The sequence below is a fragment of the Nocardiopsis sp. NPDC006938 genome (genome assembly GCF_042869555.1).
GTDB lineage: Bacteria > Actinomycetota > Actinomycetes > Streptosporangiales > Streptosporangiaceae > Nocardiopsis.
This window is the reverse complement of sequence record NZ_JBIAGA010000014.1, coordinates 110,451-126,511: the sequence shown is the minus strand read 5'-3', so window position 1 is coordinate 126,511 and position 16,061 is coordinate 110,451. Positions and strand designations below refer to the sequence as shown.

At 72.1% G+C, this 16,061-nt stretch carries 17 protein-coding genes; 8 read left to right on the top strand and 9 right to left on the bottom strand.

Annotation, left to right across the window (positions count from 1 at the left end):
• Positions 1-181: 181 nt before the first annotated feature.
• Entirely contained in the window at positions 182-979 is a 798-nt protein-coding gene (locus tag ACFYL4_RS20635; protein WP_357759602.1) for a Sir2 family NAD-dependent protein deacetylase, read from the bottom strand.
• Between the two features lie 166 nt (positions 980-1,145).
• Here ACFYL4_RS20635 and ACFYL4_RS20630 point away from each other — a divergent pair, with 166 nt between their 5' ends.
• On the top strand, positions 1,146-2,030 hold the full coding sequence (locus tag ACFYL4_RS20630; protein ID WP_357759605.1) for a sulfotransferase: 885 nt from the start codon (positions 1,146-1,148) through the stop codon (positions 2,028-2,030).
• Positions 2,031-2,040: 10 nt separating this feature from the next.
• On the opposite strand, the gene ACFYL4_RS20625 is transcribed toward ACFYL4_RS20630, so the two are convergent.
• Entirely contained in the window at positions 2,041-2,631 is a 591-nt protein-coding gene (locus ACFYL4_RS20625; RefSeq protein ID WP_387520029.1) for a TetR/AcrR family transcriptional regulator, read from the bottom strand.
• A 64-nt stretch (positions 2,632-2,695) separates the two neighbouring features.
• On the opposite strand from ACFYL4_RS20625, the gene ACFYL4_RS20620 reads away from it, so the two are divergent.
• Positions 2,696-3,619 carry a DMT family transporter gene (locus ACFYL4_RS20620; protein WP_387520027.1) on the top strand — a complete coding sequence of 308 codons (924 nt, stop codon included), beginning with the start codon at positions 2,696-2,698 and terminating at the stop codon, positions 3,617-3,619.
• A 49-nt stretch (positions 3,620-3,668) separates the two neighbouring features.
• Here the strand turns inward: ACFYL4_RS20620 and ACFYL4_RS20615 are convergent, their stop codons facing one another.
• Entirely contained in the window at positions 3,669-4,202 is a 534-nt protein-coding gene (locus ACFYL4_RS20615) for a RidA family protein (RefSeq protein ID WP_357759614.1), read from the bottom strand.
• 82 nt (positions 4,203-4,284) lie between these two features.
• Here ACFYL4_RS20615 and ACFYL4_RS20610 point away from each other — a divergent pair, with 82 nt between their 5' ends.
• Positions 4,285-4,440, top strand: a complete 156-nt coding sequence (locus ACFYL4_RS20610; RefSeq protein WP_352388736.1) for a hypothetical protein — start codon at positions 4,285-4,287, stop codon at positions 4,438-4,440.
• A gap of 50 nt (positions 4,441-4,490) precedes the next feature.
• Here ACFYL4_RS20610 and ACFYL4_RS20605 read toward each other — a convergent pair whose 3' ends face one another.
• A complete protein-coding gene (locus ACFYL4_RS20605) occupies positions 4,491-5,318 on the bottom strand; it encodes an aldo/keto reductase (protein ID WP_387520075.1) in 828 nt (275 codons plus the stop codon).
• 307 nt (positions 5,319-5,625) lie between these two features.
• On the opposite strand from ACFYL4_RS20605, the gene ACFYL4_RS20600 reads away from it, so the two are divergent.
• The 5 genes from ACFYL4_RS20600 to ACFYL4_RS20580 all read left to right on the top strand — a co-directional run bounded on the left by ACFYL4_RS20600 (position 5,626) and on the right by ACFYL4_RS20580 (position 10,929).
• A complete protein-coding gene (locus tag ACFYL4_RS20600) occupies positions 5,626-6,819 on the top strand; it encodes a PucR family transcriptional regulator (protein ID WP_387520024.1) in 1,194 nt (397 codons plus the stop codon).
• Between the two features lie 36 nt (positions 6,820-6,855).
• Complete coding sequence (locus ACFYL4_RS20595) at positions 6,856-8,070, top strand: cytochrome P450 (protein ID WP_387520022.1); 1,215 nt, start codon at positions 6,856-6,858, stop codon at positions 8,068-8,070.
• Between the two features lie 111 nt (positions 8,071-8,181).
• A complete protein-coding gene (locus ACFYL4_RS20590) occupies positions 8,182-8,778 on the top strand; it encodes a Dps family protein (RefSeq protein ID WP_387520020.1) in 597 nt (198 codons plus the stop codon).
• Between the two features lie 152 nt (positions 8,779-8,930).
• The gene (locus ACFYL4_RS20585) at positions 8,931-10,091 is read left to right on the top strand and encodes an iron-containing alcohol dehydrogenase (protein ID WP_387520018.1); all 1,161 of its coding nucleotides are present in this window, start codon (positions 8,931-8,933) and stop codon (positions 10,089-10,091) included.
• Between the two features lie 43 nt (positions 10,092-10,134).
• The gene (locus ACFYL4_RS20580; protein WP_387520016.1) at positions 10,135-10,929 is read left to right on the top strand and encodes a sulfite exporter TauE/SafE family protein; all 795 of its coding nucleotides are present in this window, start codon (positions 10,135-10,137) and stop codon (positions 10,927-10,929) included.
• Here the strand turns inward: ACFYL4_RS20580 and ACFYL4_RS20575 are convergent.
• From ACFYL4_RS20575 to ACFYL4_RS20555, 5 genes are all read right to left on the bottom strand, one after another.
• Positions 10,919-11,791, bottom strand: a complete 873-nt coding sequence (locus ACFYL4_RS20575; protein WP_357759631.1) for an ABC transporter permease — start codon at positions 11,789-11,791, stop codon at positions 10,919-10,921. The genes ACFYL4_RS20580 and ACFYL4_RS20575 overlap by 11 nt on opposite strands.
• Complete coding sequence (locus ACFYL4_RS20570; protein ID WP_357759634.1) at positions 11,784-12,554, bottom strand: ABC transporter ATP-binding protein; 771 nt, start codon at positions 12,552-12,554, stop codon at positions 11,784-11,786. Before ACFYL4_RS20570 ends, ACFYL4_RS20575 begins: the two co-directional genes overlap by 8 nt.
• Before the next feature lie 7 nt (positions 12,555-12,561).
• The gene (locus ACFYL4_RS20565; protein WP_387520013.1) at positions 12,562-13,611 is read right to left on the bottom strand and encodes an ABC transporter substrate-binding protein; all 1,050 of its coding nucleotides are present in this window, start codon (positions 13,609-13,611) and stop codon (positions 12,562-12,564) included.
• A 120-nt stretch (positions 13,612-13,731) separates the two neighbouring features.
• The gene (locus ACFYL4_RS20560) at positions 13,732-14,781 is read right to left on the bottom strand and encodes an ABC transporter substrate-binding protein (protein ID WP_357759640.1); all 1,050 of its coding nucleotides are present in this window, start codon (positions 14,779-14,781) and stop codon (positions 13,732-13,734) included.
• A gap of 233 nt (positions 14,782-15,014) precedes the next feature.
• The gene (locus ACFYL4_RS20555) at positions 15,015-15,884 is read right to left on the bottom strand and encodes a MetQ/NlpA family ABC transporter substrate-binding protein (RefSeq protein WP_387520011.1); all 870 of its coding nucleotides are present in this window, start codon (positions 15,882-15,884) and stop codon (positions 15,015-15,017) included.
• Between the last annotated feature and the right edge of the window lie 177 nt (positions 15,885-16,061).

The following is a 16,061-nucleotide window of genomic DNA, read 5'->3' as shown; positions in this document are numbered from 1 at the left end:
GGTGTGTTTTTTGGGTGCTTTCGCCTTCTGGCGGCGGAGCCGCCAGCTCCGCGAGCGGCCGCCAGGCCATCTCTCGCAAGACGATGAGCGAAGGTCAGCCCGGGTTTGGCTGTCCGAGCTTCATCGGCGCAGCGAGAGGCAGCCTGGCCACGCGAGCGCGGAATGATCTGAAAAACACGCCCTAGTCCGCCAGGGCCCGTTCGACCAGGGCCGGGAGTACGTCGCCGATGGGGTCGTGCAGGACCGCGCTGGCGTAGTCGTCGTAGGGCGTGGGCTCGGCGTTGACGATCACCAGCGAGGCCCGCGCCATCATGGCGACGTCGCACAGCCCGGCCACCGGGTGCACCGTGAGGGAGGTGCCCACGGCCACGAACACGTCGCACTCGCGGGCGGCCCGCGCGGCGCGTTCGAGGACCTCGGGGTCCAGGCGCTGGCCGAACGAGATGGTGTCGGTCTTCTGGATGCCCCCGCACACGACGCAGTGGGGGTCGGACTCCTCGTCCAGTCGGTCGAGCACCTCGGGGCTGGGGCTGAGCAGCCCGCAGGACATACAGGTCACCCGGAGCATGGTGCCGTGGACCTCGACGACCTCGTCCGCGGGGACCCCGGCCCGCTGGTGGAGACCGTCGATGTTCTGGGTGACGAGGGCGTGCAGGCGCCCGGAGGCGGCGAGGTCGGCCAGGGCCCTGTGGGCGGCGTTGGGCTCGGCGCGCCAGACCGGGTGGGCGCGGCGGGCCAGCCAGGTGCGGCGGCGCACGTCGACGTCGCCCATGTAGCTGTCGATGTCCGACATCGCCTCGGCGTCCGGGTCGGTGGTCCACAGCCCGTGCGGGCCGCGGAAGTCCGGGATACCGGAGTCCGTGGACACTCCGGCGCCGGTCAGGACGGTGATGCGTCGCGCGCGGGCGAGCAGCTCCGCCGCCCGTTCGTACCCCTCGGGGTCGTGGAACGGCGTGGTGTCGTCGGTCATCGAGGCCATACCCCATTCTTACAGCGTCTTTGCGGGGCTTTCCCCGGTCTTGGCGTAGCACGGCGCTTTCCGGACCGTTCCTGCCCTTAACCTCGGGGAACGTGTGGGGCGGGTGCCTCCAGGTACCGACCGATGCACACGAGGAGGGCAAAGGGTGCAAAAATACGACACAATCATGAAGCAGCCCTCCTACATCCTCGTGGTCAACGGGACCAAGGTCGAGCGCCCCGTGTTCGTGCTCGGAGCACCCCACTCCGGGGTCCCGGTGATCGCCCACGCCCTGGCCCGAGCCCCCGGCTTCCATCTCGGCGCCGGTTCCCCGGGCGTGCTCAACGCGGTCTACGCCGTGGCCAGACGCCCCTCCCTGGCCCAGGAGAAGGTGTCGGGCACCGCGACCCTGTTGCGCGAGGCCTACGCGGAGAGCTGGCAGCTCACTCCCCTGACCTGCCCCCGCTGCCCGGGGCCGGGCGCGGGGGTTCCCGCCAACGCCTCGGCCGAGCCCTGCGCGCACAGCGCCTCCGCGCTCCGCTACGGCGACGCCAGCCCCGATCTGCTGTACTCCGCGAACGCCCTGCACGCCGCCTTCCCCGACGCGCGCTTCGTGCAGATCATCCGGGACGGGCGGGACGTGGTCGCGGACATGATGGAGGACGAGCGGTCGCTGGCCTGGCTCAAACCCAGCTTCATGAAGCTGGACCACGAGTTCCCCAACCACTTCTTCGGTCTGGAGGAGGAGTCGGACCTGGGCGCGTTCACGGACGGTTCGGTGGCGACCAAGTGCGCGATGCGCTGGCGGGGCGCGGTGCGCATGTCCGCTCGGTTGCGCAAGGAGATCGGCCCCGACCAGCTGATGACCCTGCGCTATGAGGACGTGCACGGTCGGGAGGTGGAGACCGCCGAGCGGCTGCTCGGGTTCACCGGTGCCCGGGTCTCGGCCAGCGAACTGCTGGCCGACCGTTCCTGGGGCGTGGGCTCGTGGCGGGAGCGGTTGTCCCGCGACGACCACGGCGACGTGCACGGGGTGGCCCGCAACGAGCTCTCCCGCCTGGGCTACCTGTAGGGGGACGGGTTCACTCGGACACCCCGTGGGCGGTGAGCAGGGCGTTCCCGGCCGCCCGGGCGGTCAGGGCGGCGTCGGCGGTCCCGGTGACGTTGCGCGCCACGACGGCTCCCTCGTGCAGCATGGCGAGGACCTCCCCCAGCTCCTCGGGCGCGGTGGCGCCGGCCTCACGGGCGAGCCCGGCGTAGAGGTCGCGCAGCCACCGCTTCTGTTCCTCGGCGACGGTGCGGCCGGGATGTTCGGGCTCCGACAGTTCCGCGTAGGCGTTGACCATGGCGCATCCGCGCTCGTTCTCCTCGCGCATCCACGCGTCCAGGGCCTCGAAGGTCGCGGCGACGCGTGCGCGCGGTGTGGCCCGCGGGTCGATCCGGGCGGCCAGGAAGTCGCGCCATCGGGCGTCGCGGGCCCTCAGGTAGGCGACGACCAGCCGCTGTTTGGAGCCGAACCGGTCGTAGATGGTCTTCTTGGTGACTCCGGCGCGTTCGGCGACCAGTTCCATGCCGACGGTGTTGATGCCCCGCGTGTAGAAGAGCTCGGAGGCGGTGTCCAGGACGCGGCGGGCGGCCGGGGTGAGCTGGGGTGACGTGGTGACGCTGGCCATGTTCGGATTTCCTTCCCCGTGACTACATTGTGAGTATACCGACCGGTGTGTTTACCTCTGCCCCATGGACGTCTCGACCCCGCACCAGAGCACCCGACCGGACCCGACGAACCGCTCCCGCGCCGGCGCCGCGCTCCCCCTCCTGCTGGCCGCCGGGCTGGTGGTCATGTGGAGCTCGGGGTTCGTCGGCGCCGAGCTGGGAACCCGGCAGGCCCCGGCGACCACCCTGCTGGCCTGGCGCTTCCTGGTGGTGGGCGCGCTGCTGGTGGGGTGGTGCCTGTGGCGGGGGGCGCGCATGGCACCGCGCGACCTGGCCCTGCACGCGCTCCTGGGTCTGCTGGCCCAGGCCGGGTACCTGTACGGGGTGGTCGCCGCCGCCGAGGCGGGGGTGCCCGCGGGAACGAGTGCGCTGGTGGCCGCCCTCCAGCCGATGGTGGCCGCGGCGCTCGCGGTGCCGCTGCTCGGCGAGCGCGTCCGGGGGCGACAGGTGCTCGGCCTGGTGGTGGGCCTGGCCGGAGTGGGCCTGGTGGTCGGCGCGGACCTGCTCAGGGCCGGTGCCGCCCCGTGGTGGGCCTACGCGCTCCCGTTCGGAGCGATGCTGTCCCTGGTGGCCGCGACCCTGGTGGAACGGCGCTCGCGCCCGGGCGGGAGCCTGATGGAGGCGCTGGCCGTGCAGTGCGCGGTGAGCGCGGTGCTGTTCACCGGCCTCGCGGCCTCGACGGGGACCCTGGCACCGCCCGCCACACCGGGTTTTTGGGCCGCGGTGGCATGGGTGGTCGTGCTGTCCACCCTCGGCGGGTACGGGCTGTACTGGGTCAACCTGGCCCGGACCAGTGTCGCCCGGGTGTCGGCGCTGCTCTACCTGACCCCGCCGACCACCCTGGTGTGGACCTGGCTGATGTTCGGCGACCCGGTGGGCCCGGGAGCGCTGGCCGGAATGGCCGTGTGCGTGGCCGCGGTGCTCCTGGTGCGCTCACCCGGACGGTGAGGGGGCGCTCCGGGCGGGGCACGGACACCACCCGCCCGGGGCCCACGGGTCAGATCCGCGACTCCTCGGACCCCTCCTCGGGCTCCTCCGTGGCTGGATCGTCCACGAACGGGTCGTCGACCTCCTCCACGAGCTCGCGGGGTTCCCCCTCCGCGAGCTCCGCGTCGTCGCTGGCCTCCGGGATCACCGCCACGCACTCCAGCTCGACCTGGGCCCGGTTCTCCAGCAGCTCCGTGACGCCGAGGACGGCCATCGGCGGGTAGTAGCGGCCCATGTGGCGGCGGTAGATCGAGCCGAGGGCCTTCAGGTTGACCCGGTAGACGCCCACCGACGTGGTGTAGACGCGCATGCTCACCACGTGCGCGGGCCGGGCCCCCGCCGCGCGCAGTGCCTCCACCACGTTGGCCAGGGCGTGGTCGAACTGCTGCACCAGCGATGCGCCGGTGAGCACTCCGTCGGAGCGCAGCGCGGTCTGGCCGCCCACGTAGACCGTGCGCCCCGGGTTCACCACCAGGGCGTGTGAGTAGCCCACGGGGTCGGGGAGGGAGAGCGGGTTGATGATCTCGTGCGGTGTCCGGTCCATCGGCGGACCCTCCGTCTCGCTCGGCGCGCACCCGGGACTCCCCCGGTGAGAGCGTCGTCCGACATGCGGCTACCATGGCCGCATGATCTCTTCCGTGCTGTCCGTGCTGGCCCTGACCGCCGTGGTCGGGCTGTTCCTCGCCATCTTCGTCGGCGGCGGCGTGTACGTCGCCCGCGTGCGCCGTGACGGCATCGACGCCACCCTCGCGGGGGCCCGCAGGCTCCGCGAGCTCCGCTAGGCCGCGCCGAACACGGCCCGACCGCGCCGTCGGCCGGGTCGGTGTCCGCCTCAGTCCGCGTCGAAGGTGTCCGGGTCGGGCCCGAAACGGTGGTCCTCGTTGAGGCCGTCGAGGCGTTCCATGTCCTCCTCCGACAGTTCGAAGTCGAAGACGTCGAAGTTGGAGCGGATGCGCTCCGGGGTCACCGACTTCGGGATGACCACGTTGCCCAGCTGCACGTGCCACCGCAGCAGGACCTGCGCCGGGGTGCGTCCGAGTTCCTCGGCGATCTCGGTGACGAGCGGGTGGCGCAGGAGCTCCCCCTGACCGAGCGGACTCCAGGCCTCCGTGGCGATGTTGTGGTCGGCGTCGAAGCCGCGCAGCTCCCCCTGGGAGAGCAGCGGGTGCAGCTCGATCTGGTTGACCATGGGCGTGATCCCGCCCTCCTTCATGACCCTCTCCAGGTGCGGGCGCTGGAAGTTGCACACGCCGATGGCGCGGGCGCGCCCCTCCGCGTACAGGCGCTCCAGCGCCTTCCAGGTGGGCACGTAGAGGTCGCGTTCGGGCAGCGGCCAGTGGATGAGGTAGAGGTCCACCACCTCCACGCCGAGCTGGTCCGCGCTGGTGTCGAAGGCGCGCAGGGCCGCGTCGTAGCCCTGGTCGGAGTTGGCGAGCTTGGTGGTGACGAACACGTCCTCCCTCGGCAGCCCCGAGCTCCGCAGTGCCTCGCCCACCCCCCGCTCGTTGCCGTAGGCGGCGGCGGTGTCGATACTGCGGTAGCCCGCCGCGAGGGCGTGCGAGACCGCCTCGATCACGGCGTCGTCGGGCACCTGCCACACACCGAATCCCAGCTGCGGCATCCGTAGCCCGTTGTTCAGCGTGATGCCGGGAACCGTCATCGTCCTCATCCCCCGTTTCCCCGTCCGGTCAGGCCGTTCCCCCGACCCGACCGGTGTGAGCGGCGCACCCGGCACGCCGTCGCTCGGTGTTGGACACGCGTTCTCACCCGGGCTCGTGTGCGCATACTGCCATGTCAGCGCGGGCCGACCCCTGAGGCTGCGCCGCGCATGTGCACGGTTTTTACCCGGATGGCCGGTCTCGGCCGCAGACGCGCGCGGGCGATAGGCTGCCCGCTCCGCCCCTCGGGCGGGGCACCGCGCGCGGCGGTGCCGGGGGCGCCACGGCGCCGGTACGGACGGGGAGGGCATGGGGCGCGACGAGCGCGCGCGGGTCAGCGTCGCACTGGAACGCGACCGGGCGGATCTGGTGGAGCGGATCGTCACCGAGGTGTACACCGAAGTGCCCGCCTACCGGGCGCTCCACGGCTCCCAACTCGCGGAGGTGCGGGCGATCACCGGATGGCTGGTCCGGCGTTCGCTGGAGCTGTGGGTGCGCGGGGAGCTCCGGCTGCCCCCGGAGGACGTGGAACGGCTCCGGGGGATCGGCCGGGCCCGGGCCGCCGACGGCCGTTCGATCGGGGCCGTGGTGCGCGCGCACCGGGTCGGGTCGGCCGCCGCGGTGCGGCTCCTGCGCGAACGGGCGGGCCACACCCTCGACGCCGCGGACGTGTTCGCCCTCAGCGAACTCTGGCTGACCTCCCTCGACCAGATCTCCGAGAGCCTGGAAACGGGCCACGCCGAGGCCGCCCAGCGCCTGGACGCGGACCGCGAACGGGCACGGCGGGCACTCCTGGACGACCTGCTGATCGGCCGCCAGGCTTCGCGGGGGGCCGTCCGCGACCGGGCGCGGACCCTGGGTCTGAGCCCGCCCGACCCGGCGGTGCTGGTGGTCGCCGAACCCGTGTCCGTCGCGGACGCCACCGTGGCGGTGGGTCTGGAGCTGCTGGCGCAGGCCTCACCGGACGCCGCGGACCCCCTGGTGACCACGCGTTCGGGCCGGGTGGTGGTCCTGACCGCTCCCGAGGAGGCCGGGACGGTCACCGCCTCCCTGGTGGGCCGGGGATGGCGGGCCTGCGTCCTGGAGCCGCGCGGACTCGCGGACCTGTCCGGTGCGTACCGCCTGGCGGACGGGGCCGTGGAGACCGCGCCCCCGCACGCCTTCGAGCCGGACGGTCTGCTGCGCGAGGCCGACGCCCACGTGCTGGCGCTGATCAACGGGGGCACCGTCACCCCCGCCACCGTACGCCGCGTGGTGCTGGGCCCCCTGCTGACCCACGAACACCGGCACCTGCTGGAGACACTGCGCGCCTACTTCCACACGGGAGCGGCCACCACGGCGGCGGAGTCGCTGCACGTCCACGCCCAGACACTGCGCTACCGGCTGCGACGGGTCCGGGAACTGACCGGCCACGACCCGCACCGCCCCTGGCCCCGCTTCGTCCTGGAGACCGCCTGCGCCGTGGCCGACCGGACGGGTACTGAACGGGGCCCGGACGGGTAGGAAACGGGCGTGACACCCCCCGTTGAGAGGCCCGCCATGTCCCCCACACCTCCCGCCACGCACGGACCCGGGTTCGAGGCGGACCCGCACCCGGCCTACCGGTGGCTGCGCGAACACTCCCCCGTCCACCGCGTCGACCTGCCCGGCGGGGCGCGGGCCTGGCTGGTGACGCGGTACGGCGACGCGCGGGACGTGCTGGCCGACCCGAACATGCTCAAGGACCCGGCGCGCGCCGACCCCGTCTGGTACCGGGCGGGACTGGGGCTGCCCTTCGACCACCGGCCCAGTCTCGTGCGCAGCATGGTCAACGCGGACGCGCCCGACCACGCCCGGCTCCGCGGTGTGACCGCCGGGGCGTTCACCCCGCGCCGGGTCCGGGAATTGCAGGAGAGCGCGGAACGGATCACCGGCGAACTCCTCGACGCGGTGGAGAGGGAGCCCGCCCCGGACCTGGTGCGGGACCTGGCCTACCCGTTGCCCATCGCGATCATCTGCGACATCCTCGGGGTCCCCCGGGCGAACCGGCCGGAGTTCCACCGGCAGGCGGCCGTGATCGACTCCTCCTCCCCGGACGAGCTCGACGCGATCGGCGCCGCCACGGACTGGTTCGACGCCTATCTGGGAGAGCTGGTGGACGCGCGGCTGCGCTCGCCCTCAGACGACCTCCTGGGCGACCTGGTGGAGGCGCACCGCTCGGGCGAGCTCATGCGCGACGAGGTCACCTCGACGGCGTTCCTGCTGCTCGTGGCCGGGCACGAGACCACGGTCGCGCTGATCGGCACCATGTTCCTGCTCCTGCTGCGCCACCCGGAGGAGATGGCGCGCCTGCGGGAGGACCCCGAGCTGGTCGGACCCGCGATCGAGGAGTCCCTGCGGCTGGAGAGTCCGTTGCAGAACGCGACCTGGCGGTTCCCGGCCGTACCGGCGACCGTGGGCGGGGTCCGGCTGGAGGCGGGCGAACCGGTCCTGGTGTCCCTCCTGTCCGCCGGACGCGACCCGGAGCGCTACGAGGACCCGGACTCCTTCGACCCCGGGCGCGGGGCCTCGCACCTGTCCTTCGGGCACGGCGCGCACTTCTGTCTGGGCGCGCGGCTGGCCCGGGTGCAGGCGCGGGTGGCCGTGACCGCCGTCCTGCGGCGGTTCCCCGGGCTGCGGCTCGCCGTACGCGAGGACGAGCTGCGGTGGTGGCCCAGCATGATCATGCACGGGCTGTTCGCCCTCCCCGTCGCGTTCGACCGCACGGCCGCCTGAATCCTTGCCCCCGCATGGCGTGCGTTTTCTCTTCCGACAACGGTCGGTGACCAAGACTGGCTGGCGGGGCTCCCTGCCCCGAGCAGCACACCGACCCTGAGGGGGAGCGCAGTGACCACCGCCGATCAGAGTTCGAGCCAAACGCCCAAGCCGCGCAGCAGCCAGCCGTGGCTGCACCAGAGGGGCGAGGAGATCCAGAAGTTCGGGACGGTCCGACAGCTCCCGGTCGGCCTGTCCTACGACACGCGCATGTACTCGTGCCAGCGGCTCAACCAGGTGCTGTGCGACCTGCGCATCCTGCACGACATGTACAAGAAGCACCACTGGCTGATGCGGGGTCACACCTTCTACCAGCTGCACCTGCTGATGGACAAGCACGCCGACGAGCAGACGGAGCTCATCGACACCGTCGCCGAGCGCGTGCAGACCCTGGGCGGGGTGGCGGTGGGCGACCCGAGACACGTCGCGGAGCTGACCCACATCCCCCGGCCGCCGAACGGTGTCGAGGAGGTCCCGGCGATGCTGTCCCGCCTCTTGGAGGCGCACGAGGCCATCCTGGAGGACGCCCACGACGCGGCCGCGCGCGTGCAGGAGATGGGGGACGACGGCACCAACGACGTCCTGGTCTCGGACGTGATCCGCACCAACGAACTCGAGGCCTGGTTCGTGGCCGAGCACCTCGTGGACACGCCGCTCGTCCACGCCTGACCGGGGGCGACCCGCGACGGAGGGGTCGGTACGAAATCGGTACGACCCGGGAGGAGTCGAACCGGAGTGAGGGGTAGGTACCGGTGGTCGATCCGTGCCCCCGGCCTTTCCGGGGGCACCGGTGCCCGATACCGCCCCCGGAGGTACCCCGAGTGTCCGCTTCCATCGTCCTGCCCCAGGTCATCCGTGTGGGTGCGGGGGCCTCGGCCGAACTGGCCGGGACCCTGGACTCCCTCGGACTGTCCCGACCTCTCCTGGTCACCGACCCCTTCATAGCCCGACAGCCGTTCTTCCGGCAGCTCGTGGTCGGGCTGGGGGGGGCCGGCCTGTCCCCCGGCGTCTTCGCCGAGACCGTCCCCGACCCCACGACCACCGTGGTCGACGAGGGAGTGCGGGCCCTGAGGGAGGGCGGCTTCGACTCCCTGGTCGGGGTGGGCGGCGGCAGCCCCATCGACACCGCCAAGGCCGTGGCCCTGCTGGGCGCGCACGGCGGCCGGATGCGCGACTACCGGGCCCCCGCGGTGACGGACTCGCCCGCACTGCCGGTGGTGGCGGTGCCCACCACCGCCGGTAGCGGTTCGGAGTGCACGCGCTACAGCATCATCACGGACGCGGAGTCCGGGGAGAAGATGCTGTGCGCGGGGCTGGCGATGCTTCCCCGGGCCGCCCTGGTGGACTTCGAGCTCACCCTGGACATGCCCCGGCGGCTGACCGCCGACACCGGGATCGACGCCCTCACCCACGCGATCGAGGCGTACGTGAGCGTCCGGGCCAACCCGGTCTCCGACGGCTTCGCGCGGGAGGCGATGCGGACGATCTTCACCCACCTGAGGGCGGTGTACGCCGACCCGCGCGACCGGTCGGCCCGCGAGGCGGTGATGGTGGGCGCCACCCAGGCGGGGATGGCCTTCTCCAACTCCAGCGTGGCCCTGGTGCACGGGATGAGCCGTCCGGTGGGAGCGCACTTCGGGGTGGCGCACGGGCTGTCCAACGCGATGCTGCTGCCCGCCGTCACGGAGTTCTCACTGCCCTCCGCGCCCGCCCGGTACGCCGACTGCGCCCGCGCCATGGGGCTGGCCGCCCCGGACAGCACCGACGGAGAGGCCACCGGCGCCCTCGTGTGGGAGCTGAGACTGCTCAACCAGGAGCTGGAGGTACCGACCCCGCACGAGTACGGGATCGGGGCCGAGCGCTGGTGGGAGCTGGCGCCGCTGATGGCCGAGCAGGCGCTGGCCTCCGGTTCGCCCGGCAACAACCCGAGGGTGCCCGACGTCGAGGAGGTGGTCGAGCTGTACCACGCCGTGTACGCGTGACGGAAGCACCCCGAAATTCCTACTTCAACGGTAGGGTTTCGTCGTGATCCTGCTCCTCGCCGCCCTGGCCGGCCTGTGCGTGGCCGCCTTGACCACGCCGGTCGGTGTCTCCGGTGCCGTTCTGCTCCTGCCCGTGCAGATTGGCGTACTCGGCCTGCACGGCCCGGCGGTCAGCGCCACCAACCTGCTCTACAACGTGGTGTCCACCCCGTTCGGGCTCGGCCGACTGGCCCGCTCCGCGCACGGTGCGGGGATCGGCCCCCTCGTCGCGGCCGGGGCAGCGGTGCCCTGCGCGGTCGCGGGGGCGGCCGTGCGCGTGACGTGGCTGGCCGACCCGGCGCTGTTCCGGGGTCTGCTCGCGGTGCTCATGCTCGGTATGGGCGCCCGCCTGCTCGTGACACGGGCCCGCCCGCGGCCCGGCACCGGCTCACCCGGGCACCGACACGGCGGCGGCCTCCCCCTGGCCGCGGCCGCCGGGACCTGTGCCCTGCTCGGCGCGGCCGTGGGGATCGGCGGCGGCTCCCTGCTCGCCCCGCTCCTGATCGTCGCGGGCGGGTGGGCCGCCTCCCGCGCGGCCGTGGCCGGGCTGACCACCACCCTGGTCACGTCCGTGGTGGGGCTGTGCGCCTACGCCGTCTTCGACCGGATCGGGTTCGGCGCCGCCCCCGCGGCTCCCGACTGGGGTGTGGGAGTCGCGATGGGGGCGGGCGGCGCCCTGGGCGCCCTCGTGGGCGCCGCACTGGGCCGCCGACTCGGGGAGCGGCGGCTGCGGCTCCTGCTGGGCGTGCTGGTCACCGCCGCGGGAGCCGCCACCCTGGCAGGGCTGGCTACTGGGTGATGCCCCACCGGCGGCGCAGCGAACGGTCGGCCCAGCTGAAGAAGACGTCGATCATGATGCCGATGACCAGCACGATGATGATGTAGCTGAGCAGGCGCTCGGCGTCGTTGAGCTGGCGGGCCTGGCTCAGCGCCCAGCCGATCGAGTTCTGCTGGTTGATGATGACCAGCAGTTCGCCGGCCATCAGCGAGCGCCAGGCGAACGCCCACCCCTGTTTGAGCCCCGTGACGAACATCGGCAGTGCCGCCGGGATGACCAGCAGCGTGTAGCGCTGGACCCCGCGCAGCCCCATGACCTGGCCCGCCCGCAGGAGGGAGGGCGAGACGTAGTCGATGCCCGAGGTCAGGCCGCCCGCGATCGACGGGGCCGCCCCCAGGATGATCACGAACATGATCGCGGACTCACTGATGCCGTACAACAGCATCGCGAACGGGAACCACACGATCGAGGGCATCGTCTGGAGGCCGGTGATCAGCGAGCCGATCGCCGCGCGCAGCGGCTTGAACTGCGACACCGCGAGTCCGACGACCACGCCCACGGCCAGTGCCAGCACGAACCCCACGAAGGCGCGGCGCATGGTGACCTGGACGGCGGTCCAGAACTCGGGGCTGGTGACCTCGTGGAACAGGGTGGGCAGCACCCGGTCGGGGCCGGGGAAGACGAACTCCGTCCGCCAGCCGGACCACACGACCGCCTGCCAGGCCGCGAGCACGATGACCACGGCCGCCAGCTTGGGCCAGGTGGCGGACCAGATCCCGCGCGCGACCTCGGCGGCCCCGCGTTCGCCGACTCCCCTCTGGGGCTGGAGTTCGAGGGCGTCGAGCCCCTGGACCTGGCGGTCCCGCACGTCGGTCTCAGGCATGGCGCGAAACCTCCTCACGCAGTCGGTCGGTGATGGCGGCGGCCTGTTCGGCGATGGGGACGGAGTCGATCCGCCGGGGCCGTTCGCCGTCCACCGTGAACTCCTCGATGACCCGCCCCGGTCGGCTGGACAGGAGCACCACGCGGTCGCCCAGGCGCACGGCCTCCCGCACGTTGTGGGTGACGAAGAGGACGGTCAGCGACCTCTCCTGCCAGATGCGCTCCAGCTCGTCGTGGAGGATGTCGCGGGTCATGGCGTCGAGTGCGCCGAAGGGCTCGTCCATGAGCAGCACGTCGGCGTCCTGGGCCAGGGCGCGGGCCAGGGCCACGCGCTGGCGCATGCCGCCGGAGAGCTCGTGGGGCCGCTTGCGTTCGAACCCGGTCAGGCGGACCAGGTCCAGGAGCTCGATCACCCGCCTGCGGCGTTCGGCCGCGGGAACCCTGTTCACCTTCATGGGAACCTCGATGTTGGCTCCCACGGTGAGCCACGGGAAGAGCGCGGCCTCCTGGAACATCATGGCGACGCGGTGGTCTCCGACGTCCACGGCGCCGGTGGTGGGCTGTTCCAGTCCGGCGACCAGTGAGAGCAGGGTGCTCTTGCCGCAGCCGGAGGCGCCGACGATGGCCAGGAACTCCCCGGTGCCGACGGTGATCGACATGCCGTCGATCGCGGTGACGGCGCCCCGGCCACGGCCGAAGACCTTGGAGACGGTGTCGATCTCCACGGCGTTCGTGCCGGTCCGGGGTTCGGTGATGGCGGTCATGGTGCGCTTACCCTTCCAGCCCGGCGACCGGCTCGTGCCCGGCCTCGGCCAGGACGTCGTTGAGTGGGTCGAGGGCGTAGATTCCGTTGAGGTCGACGGGGTCCAGCAGGCCGATGGCCTCGGCCTGTTCCGCCTGGACCAGGAGCGACGGCGCGACCGGGTCCACGGTGAACGTGACGTTCTCGAAGGCCGCGGTGGTCAGCTCGGGGTCGAGTTCGCCACCGGTGAGCTCTTCCAGGTGGGTCCTGGAGGTCTCGGCGGCCTCCTCCGGATGGTCGTTGATCCAGTCGACGGACTCCACGTGCCCGCGCAACAGGTCGGCGACGGCCCGGGGGTTGTCCTCCAGGTAGGCGGCGCTGACGACGAGGAGCGTGGTGACGTACTGCCCGTCGGTCCTCGGCCACAGGTCGGGTTCGTCGACCAGCAGGTGGGCGTCGTCCTCGGCCAGGACCCGGCTCAGGTGGGGTTCGGGAATCCAGGCGCCGTCGATCTCGCCGAGCCGGAACGCGTCGACCGTGTCGGGGTTGTCCTGCGGGATGATCGACAGGTCCCCGCCGCCCGCGGTGTCGACGTCCCAGCCCTGTTCCTGGGCGAACCAGCGCAGCGCCACGTCCTGGGTACCGCCGAGCATGGGTGTGGAGAAGGTGTGTCCGGGCAGGTCGTCGACGGTTTCGATCGTGTCGCGCACCACCAGGCCGGTGCCCTGCGTGGCGGCGCCGGCGATCACGTGCAGGGCCTCGCCCTCGGACTGCGACCAGCCGTTGACGGCCGGGTTGGGGCCGAGGAACGCGGCGTCGACCTCTCCGGAGAAGACGGCGTTGACGGCGTCCGGCCCGTTCTGGAAGGTCTGGGTGGAGAGCTCGACGTCGCCCAGGGCTCCGTCGAGGATTCCGCGTTCGACGCCCACGAGGGCCGGGGCGTGGGTGATGTTCGGGAAGTAGCCCAGGGTCAGGGCGTCGGCGGCGGCCCCTTCGGCCTCGCCCCCGCACGCGGTGGCGGCCAGCCCCACGGCCAGGGCGGCCGCGACGGCTCTCAGCGGGGTCGGGGAAACGCGCATCTCAGGGGTCCTTGTCGGGTGTGGCGGAGGGACGGAAAAACTCTACTTAATGAGTAGGTTTTGTGAAAGCACCGGGGGCGGCGATCCGGGCGCGGACCCCGTCGAATCCGCGCCCGGGACCTAGAGTCCGGCGACCTCCGTGTGCCCGTTCTCGGCGAGCAGCTTGTTGAGCGGCTCCAGGGCGTAGATGCCGTCCAGGTCCACGGGGTCGAGCAGCCCCACGGACTCCGCGTGCTCGGCTCCGCCCCGGAGCGAGGGGGCGACCGGGTCGACGGTGAAGACGGTGTTCCCGAAGGCCGAGGCGACCACCTCGGGACTGGGGCCGCTACCGGAGACCGCGGACAGGTGGGCGATGGCGGCTGCCTGCGCCTCCTCGGGGTTGTCGTTGATCCAGTCGACGGTCTCGACGTGGCCGCGCAGGAGGTCCTCGACCACGTCGGGGTGGGCCTCCAGGAAGTCGGCGTTGACGATCAGGTGCGTCGTGACGAACTCACCGCCGGTCTCCTCCCACAGGTCCGACTCGTCCACCAGCAGTTCGCCGTCGAGTTCCACCAGGAGTCGGCTCAGGTGCGGCTCGGGCACCCAGGCCCCGTCGATCTCGCCCAGCTCGAAGGCGTTGACGATGTCGGAGTTGTCCTGCGGGATGATCGAGAGGTCCCCGCCGCCCTCGGTGTCGACGTCCCAGCCCTGTTCCTGGGCGAACCAGCGCAGCGCCACGTCCTGGGTGTTGGCCAGCTGGGGCGTGGACAGGGTGGTACCGGGCAGGTCGTCGACGGAGTCGATTCCGGGCCGCACCACCAGGCCCGCACCCCGTGAGGTGGACCCCGCGATGACCCGCAGGGCGGTGCCGTCCGACTGCGACCAGCCGTTGATGGCCGGGTTGGGGCCGATGAAGGTGGCGTCGACCTCCCCGGCGAACAGCGCGTTGATGGCGTCCGGGCCCGCGTTGAAGGTCTGGGTGGCCAGCTCTACGTCGCCCAGGGCCTCGGCGAAGGTGCCGTTCTCCACGCCGACCAGGGCGGGAGCGTGGGTGATGTTCGGGAAGTAGCCCAGGGTGAGGGTGTCGACCCCGTCTCCCGTGTCACCACCCGACGCTCCGCAGGCGGTGGCGGTCATCCCGATCGCCAGTACCGTGGCGGCGACCGAAAGTACGGGCTTACGCAGGCTCATGGGGGCCCCTTTCGGGTGATCAGAGAGGAGAACGGGCCAAACTCTACTTAATAAGTAGGTTTTGTGGAACAGCAGGCAGGGCCGATTCCTGTGACCCGGCCCACTTTACCCACCGCTGACCACGGACGGTGACCCCACGAGCACGCGAAAGGGGCGGCGGAGCCGGAGGGCTCCACCGCCCCGAAGGGGTGGACGGGCGCCGGGCGGCGCGTCGGGCCGAGGCCCCGCGACCGCTACTCCGCGATGGCGCCGTCGGCGTCGACCGGCAGCACCACGCCCCGCCACGTCTCCTGGATGTACTCCAGGACGCGCTCGTCGTGCAGCAGCTCCGCCAGCAGCTGGACGCGCTCGTCGTCCGCGTTCTCGGCGAGGGCGACCAGGCCGTTGGCGTACTTCTCGACGTAGTCGTCGCCCTCGGGCTCCCAGGCCAGGACGTTGGCGGTCTCGGCGACCTCGGCCTCGATCGCGTAGTTGCCGTTGATGACGGCCGCGTCGACGTCGCCGACCGCGCGCGGGATCTGGGCGGCCTCGATCGGCGTGATCCTCAGGTTGCCCGGGTTGTCGGTGACGTCCTTCTCGGTCGCGGTCTCACCGGCGTCGGGGTCCACGGTGATCAGACCCTCGGCCTCCAGGATCGTCAGCGCCCGGTAGAGGTTGGCCGGGTCGTTCGGGACGGCGATCTCGGCACCGTCGGCCAGGTCGGCCGCGTCCTCCACCGCCTCGGAGTACAGACCCAGTCGCTCGATGTGCACGTCGGTGACGTAGGTGAGTTCCGCGTCGGGCCCGTTCTCGACCCACTCGTTGAGGAACGCGCGGTGCTGGAAGTAGTTGGCGTCCAGGTCGCCCTCGACCAGCCCGGCGTTGGGCGTGTTGTAGTCGGCGATCTCCTCGATCTCCAACTCCAGCCCGGCCTCCTCGGCGAGGTTCTCGTCGATGAAGGCGAGGATGTCGCCGTGCGGCACCGGACTGACACCGACCCGGAGCGGGCCCTTCCCGGACTCCCCCGCCTCCGCGGACCCGGAGGACTGCTCGCTGGGGGCCCCGCAGGCGGTGAGGGCCAGGGCCAGGGTGGCCGCGCCGATGAGGATCGGGGTCGAGCGCATGGTGCACTCCTTCGTGGTCGTGGGACGGAGGATGGCGGGGGGCGTCCGGCGTCGGTGGGCCCGGAGCCGGCGGGTGCCGGCGCCCTGGTGGGGCGCGGGCGTGTTGGTACCAGAGACTAGACCACCTTCTTGGTAGGAAATATCCGTTTCACACCAGGCCATCCGTGGTCTTTCCCA

Bases quoted from the DNA above. Each gene is read 5' to 3' on its own strand.
- ACFYL4_RS20635 (WP_357759602.1), bottom strand. From the start codon at position 979: ATGGCCTCGATGACCGACGACACCACGCCGTTCCACGACCCCGAGGGG.
- ACFYL4_RS20630 (WP_357759605.1), top strand. From the start codon at position 1,146: ATGAAGCAGCCCTCCTACATCCTCGTGGTCAACGGGACCAAGGTCGAG.
- ACFYL4_RS20625 (WP_387520029.1), bottom strand. From the start codon at position 2,631: ATGGCCAGCGTCACCACGTCACCCCAGCTCACCCCGGCCGCCCGCCGC.
- ACFYL4_RS20620 (WP_387520027.1), top strand. From the start codon at position 2,696: ATGGACGTCTCGACCCCGCACCAGAGCACCCGACCGGACCCGACGAAC.
- ACFYL4_RS20615 (WP_357759614.1), bottom strand. From the start codon at position 4,202: ATGGACCGGACACCGCACGAGATCATCAACCCGCTCTCCCTCCCCGAC.
- ACFYL4_RS20610 (WP_352388736.1), top strand. From the start codon at position 4,285: ATGATCTCTTCCGTGCTGTCCGTGCTGGCCCTGACCGCCGTGGTCGGG.
- ACFYL4_RS20605 (WP_387520075.1), bottom strand. From the start codon at position 5,318: ATGACGGTTCCCGGCATCACGCTGAACAACGGGCTACGGATGCCGCAG.
- ACFYL4_RS20600 (WP_387520024.1), top strand. From the start codon at position 5,626: ATGGGGCGCGACGAGCGCGCGCGGGTCAGCGTCGCACTGGAACGCGAC.
- ACFYL4_RS20595 (WP_387520022.1), top strand. From the start codon at position 6,856: ATGTCCCCCACACCTCCCGCCACGCACGGACCCGGGTTCGAGGCGGAC.
- ACFYL4_RS20575 (WP_357759631.1), bottom strand. From the start codon at position 11,791: ATGCCTGAGACCGACGTGCGGGACCGCCAGGTCCAGGGGCTCGACGCC.
- ACFYL4_RS20570 (WP_357759634.1), bottom strand. From the start codon at position 12,554: ATGACCGCCATCACCGAACCCCGGACCGGCACGAACGCCGTGGAGATC.
- ACFYL4_RS20565 (WP_387520013.1), bottom strand. From the start codon at position 13,611: ATGCGCGTTTCCCCGACCCCGCTGAGAGCCGTCGCGGCCGCCCTGGCC.
- ACFYL4_RS20560 (WP_357759640.1), bottom strand. From the start codon at position 14,781: ATGAGCCTGCGTAAGCCCGTACTTTCGGTCGCCGCCACGGTACTGGCG.
- ACFYL4_RS20555 (WP_387520011.1), bottom strand. From the start codon at position 15,884: ATGCGCTCGACCCCGATCCTCATCGGCGCGGCCACCCTGGCCCTGGCC.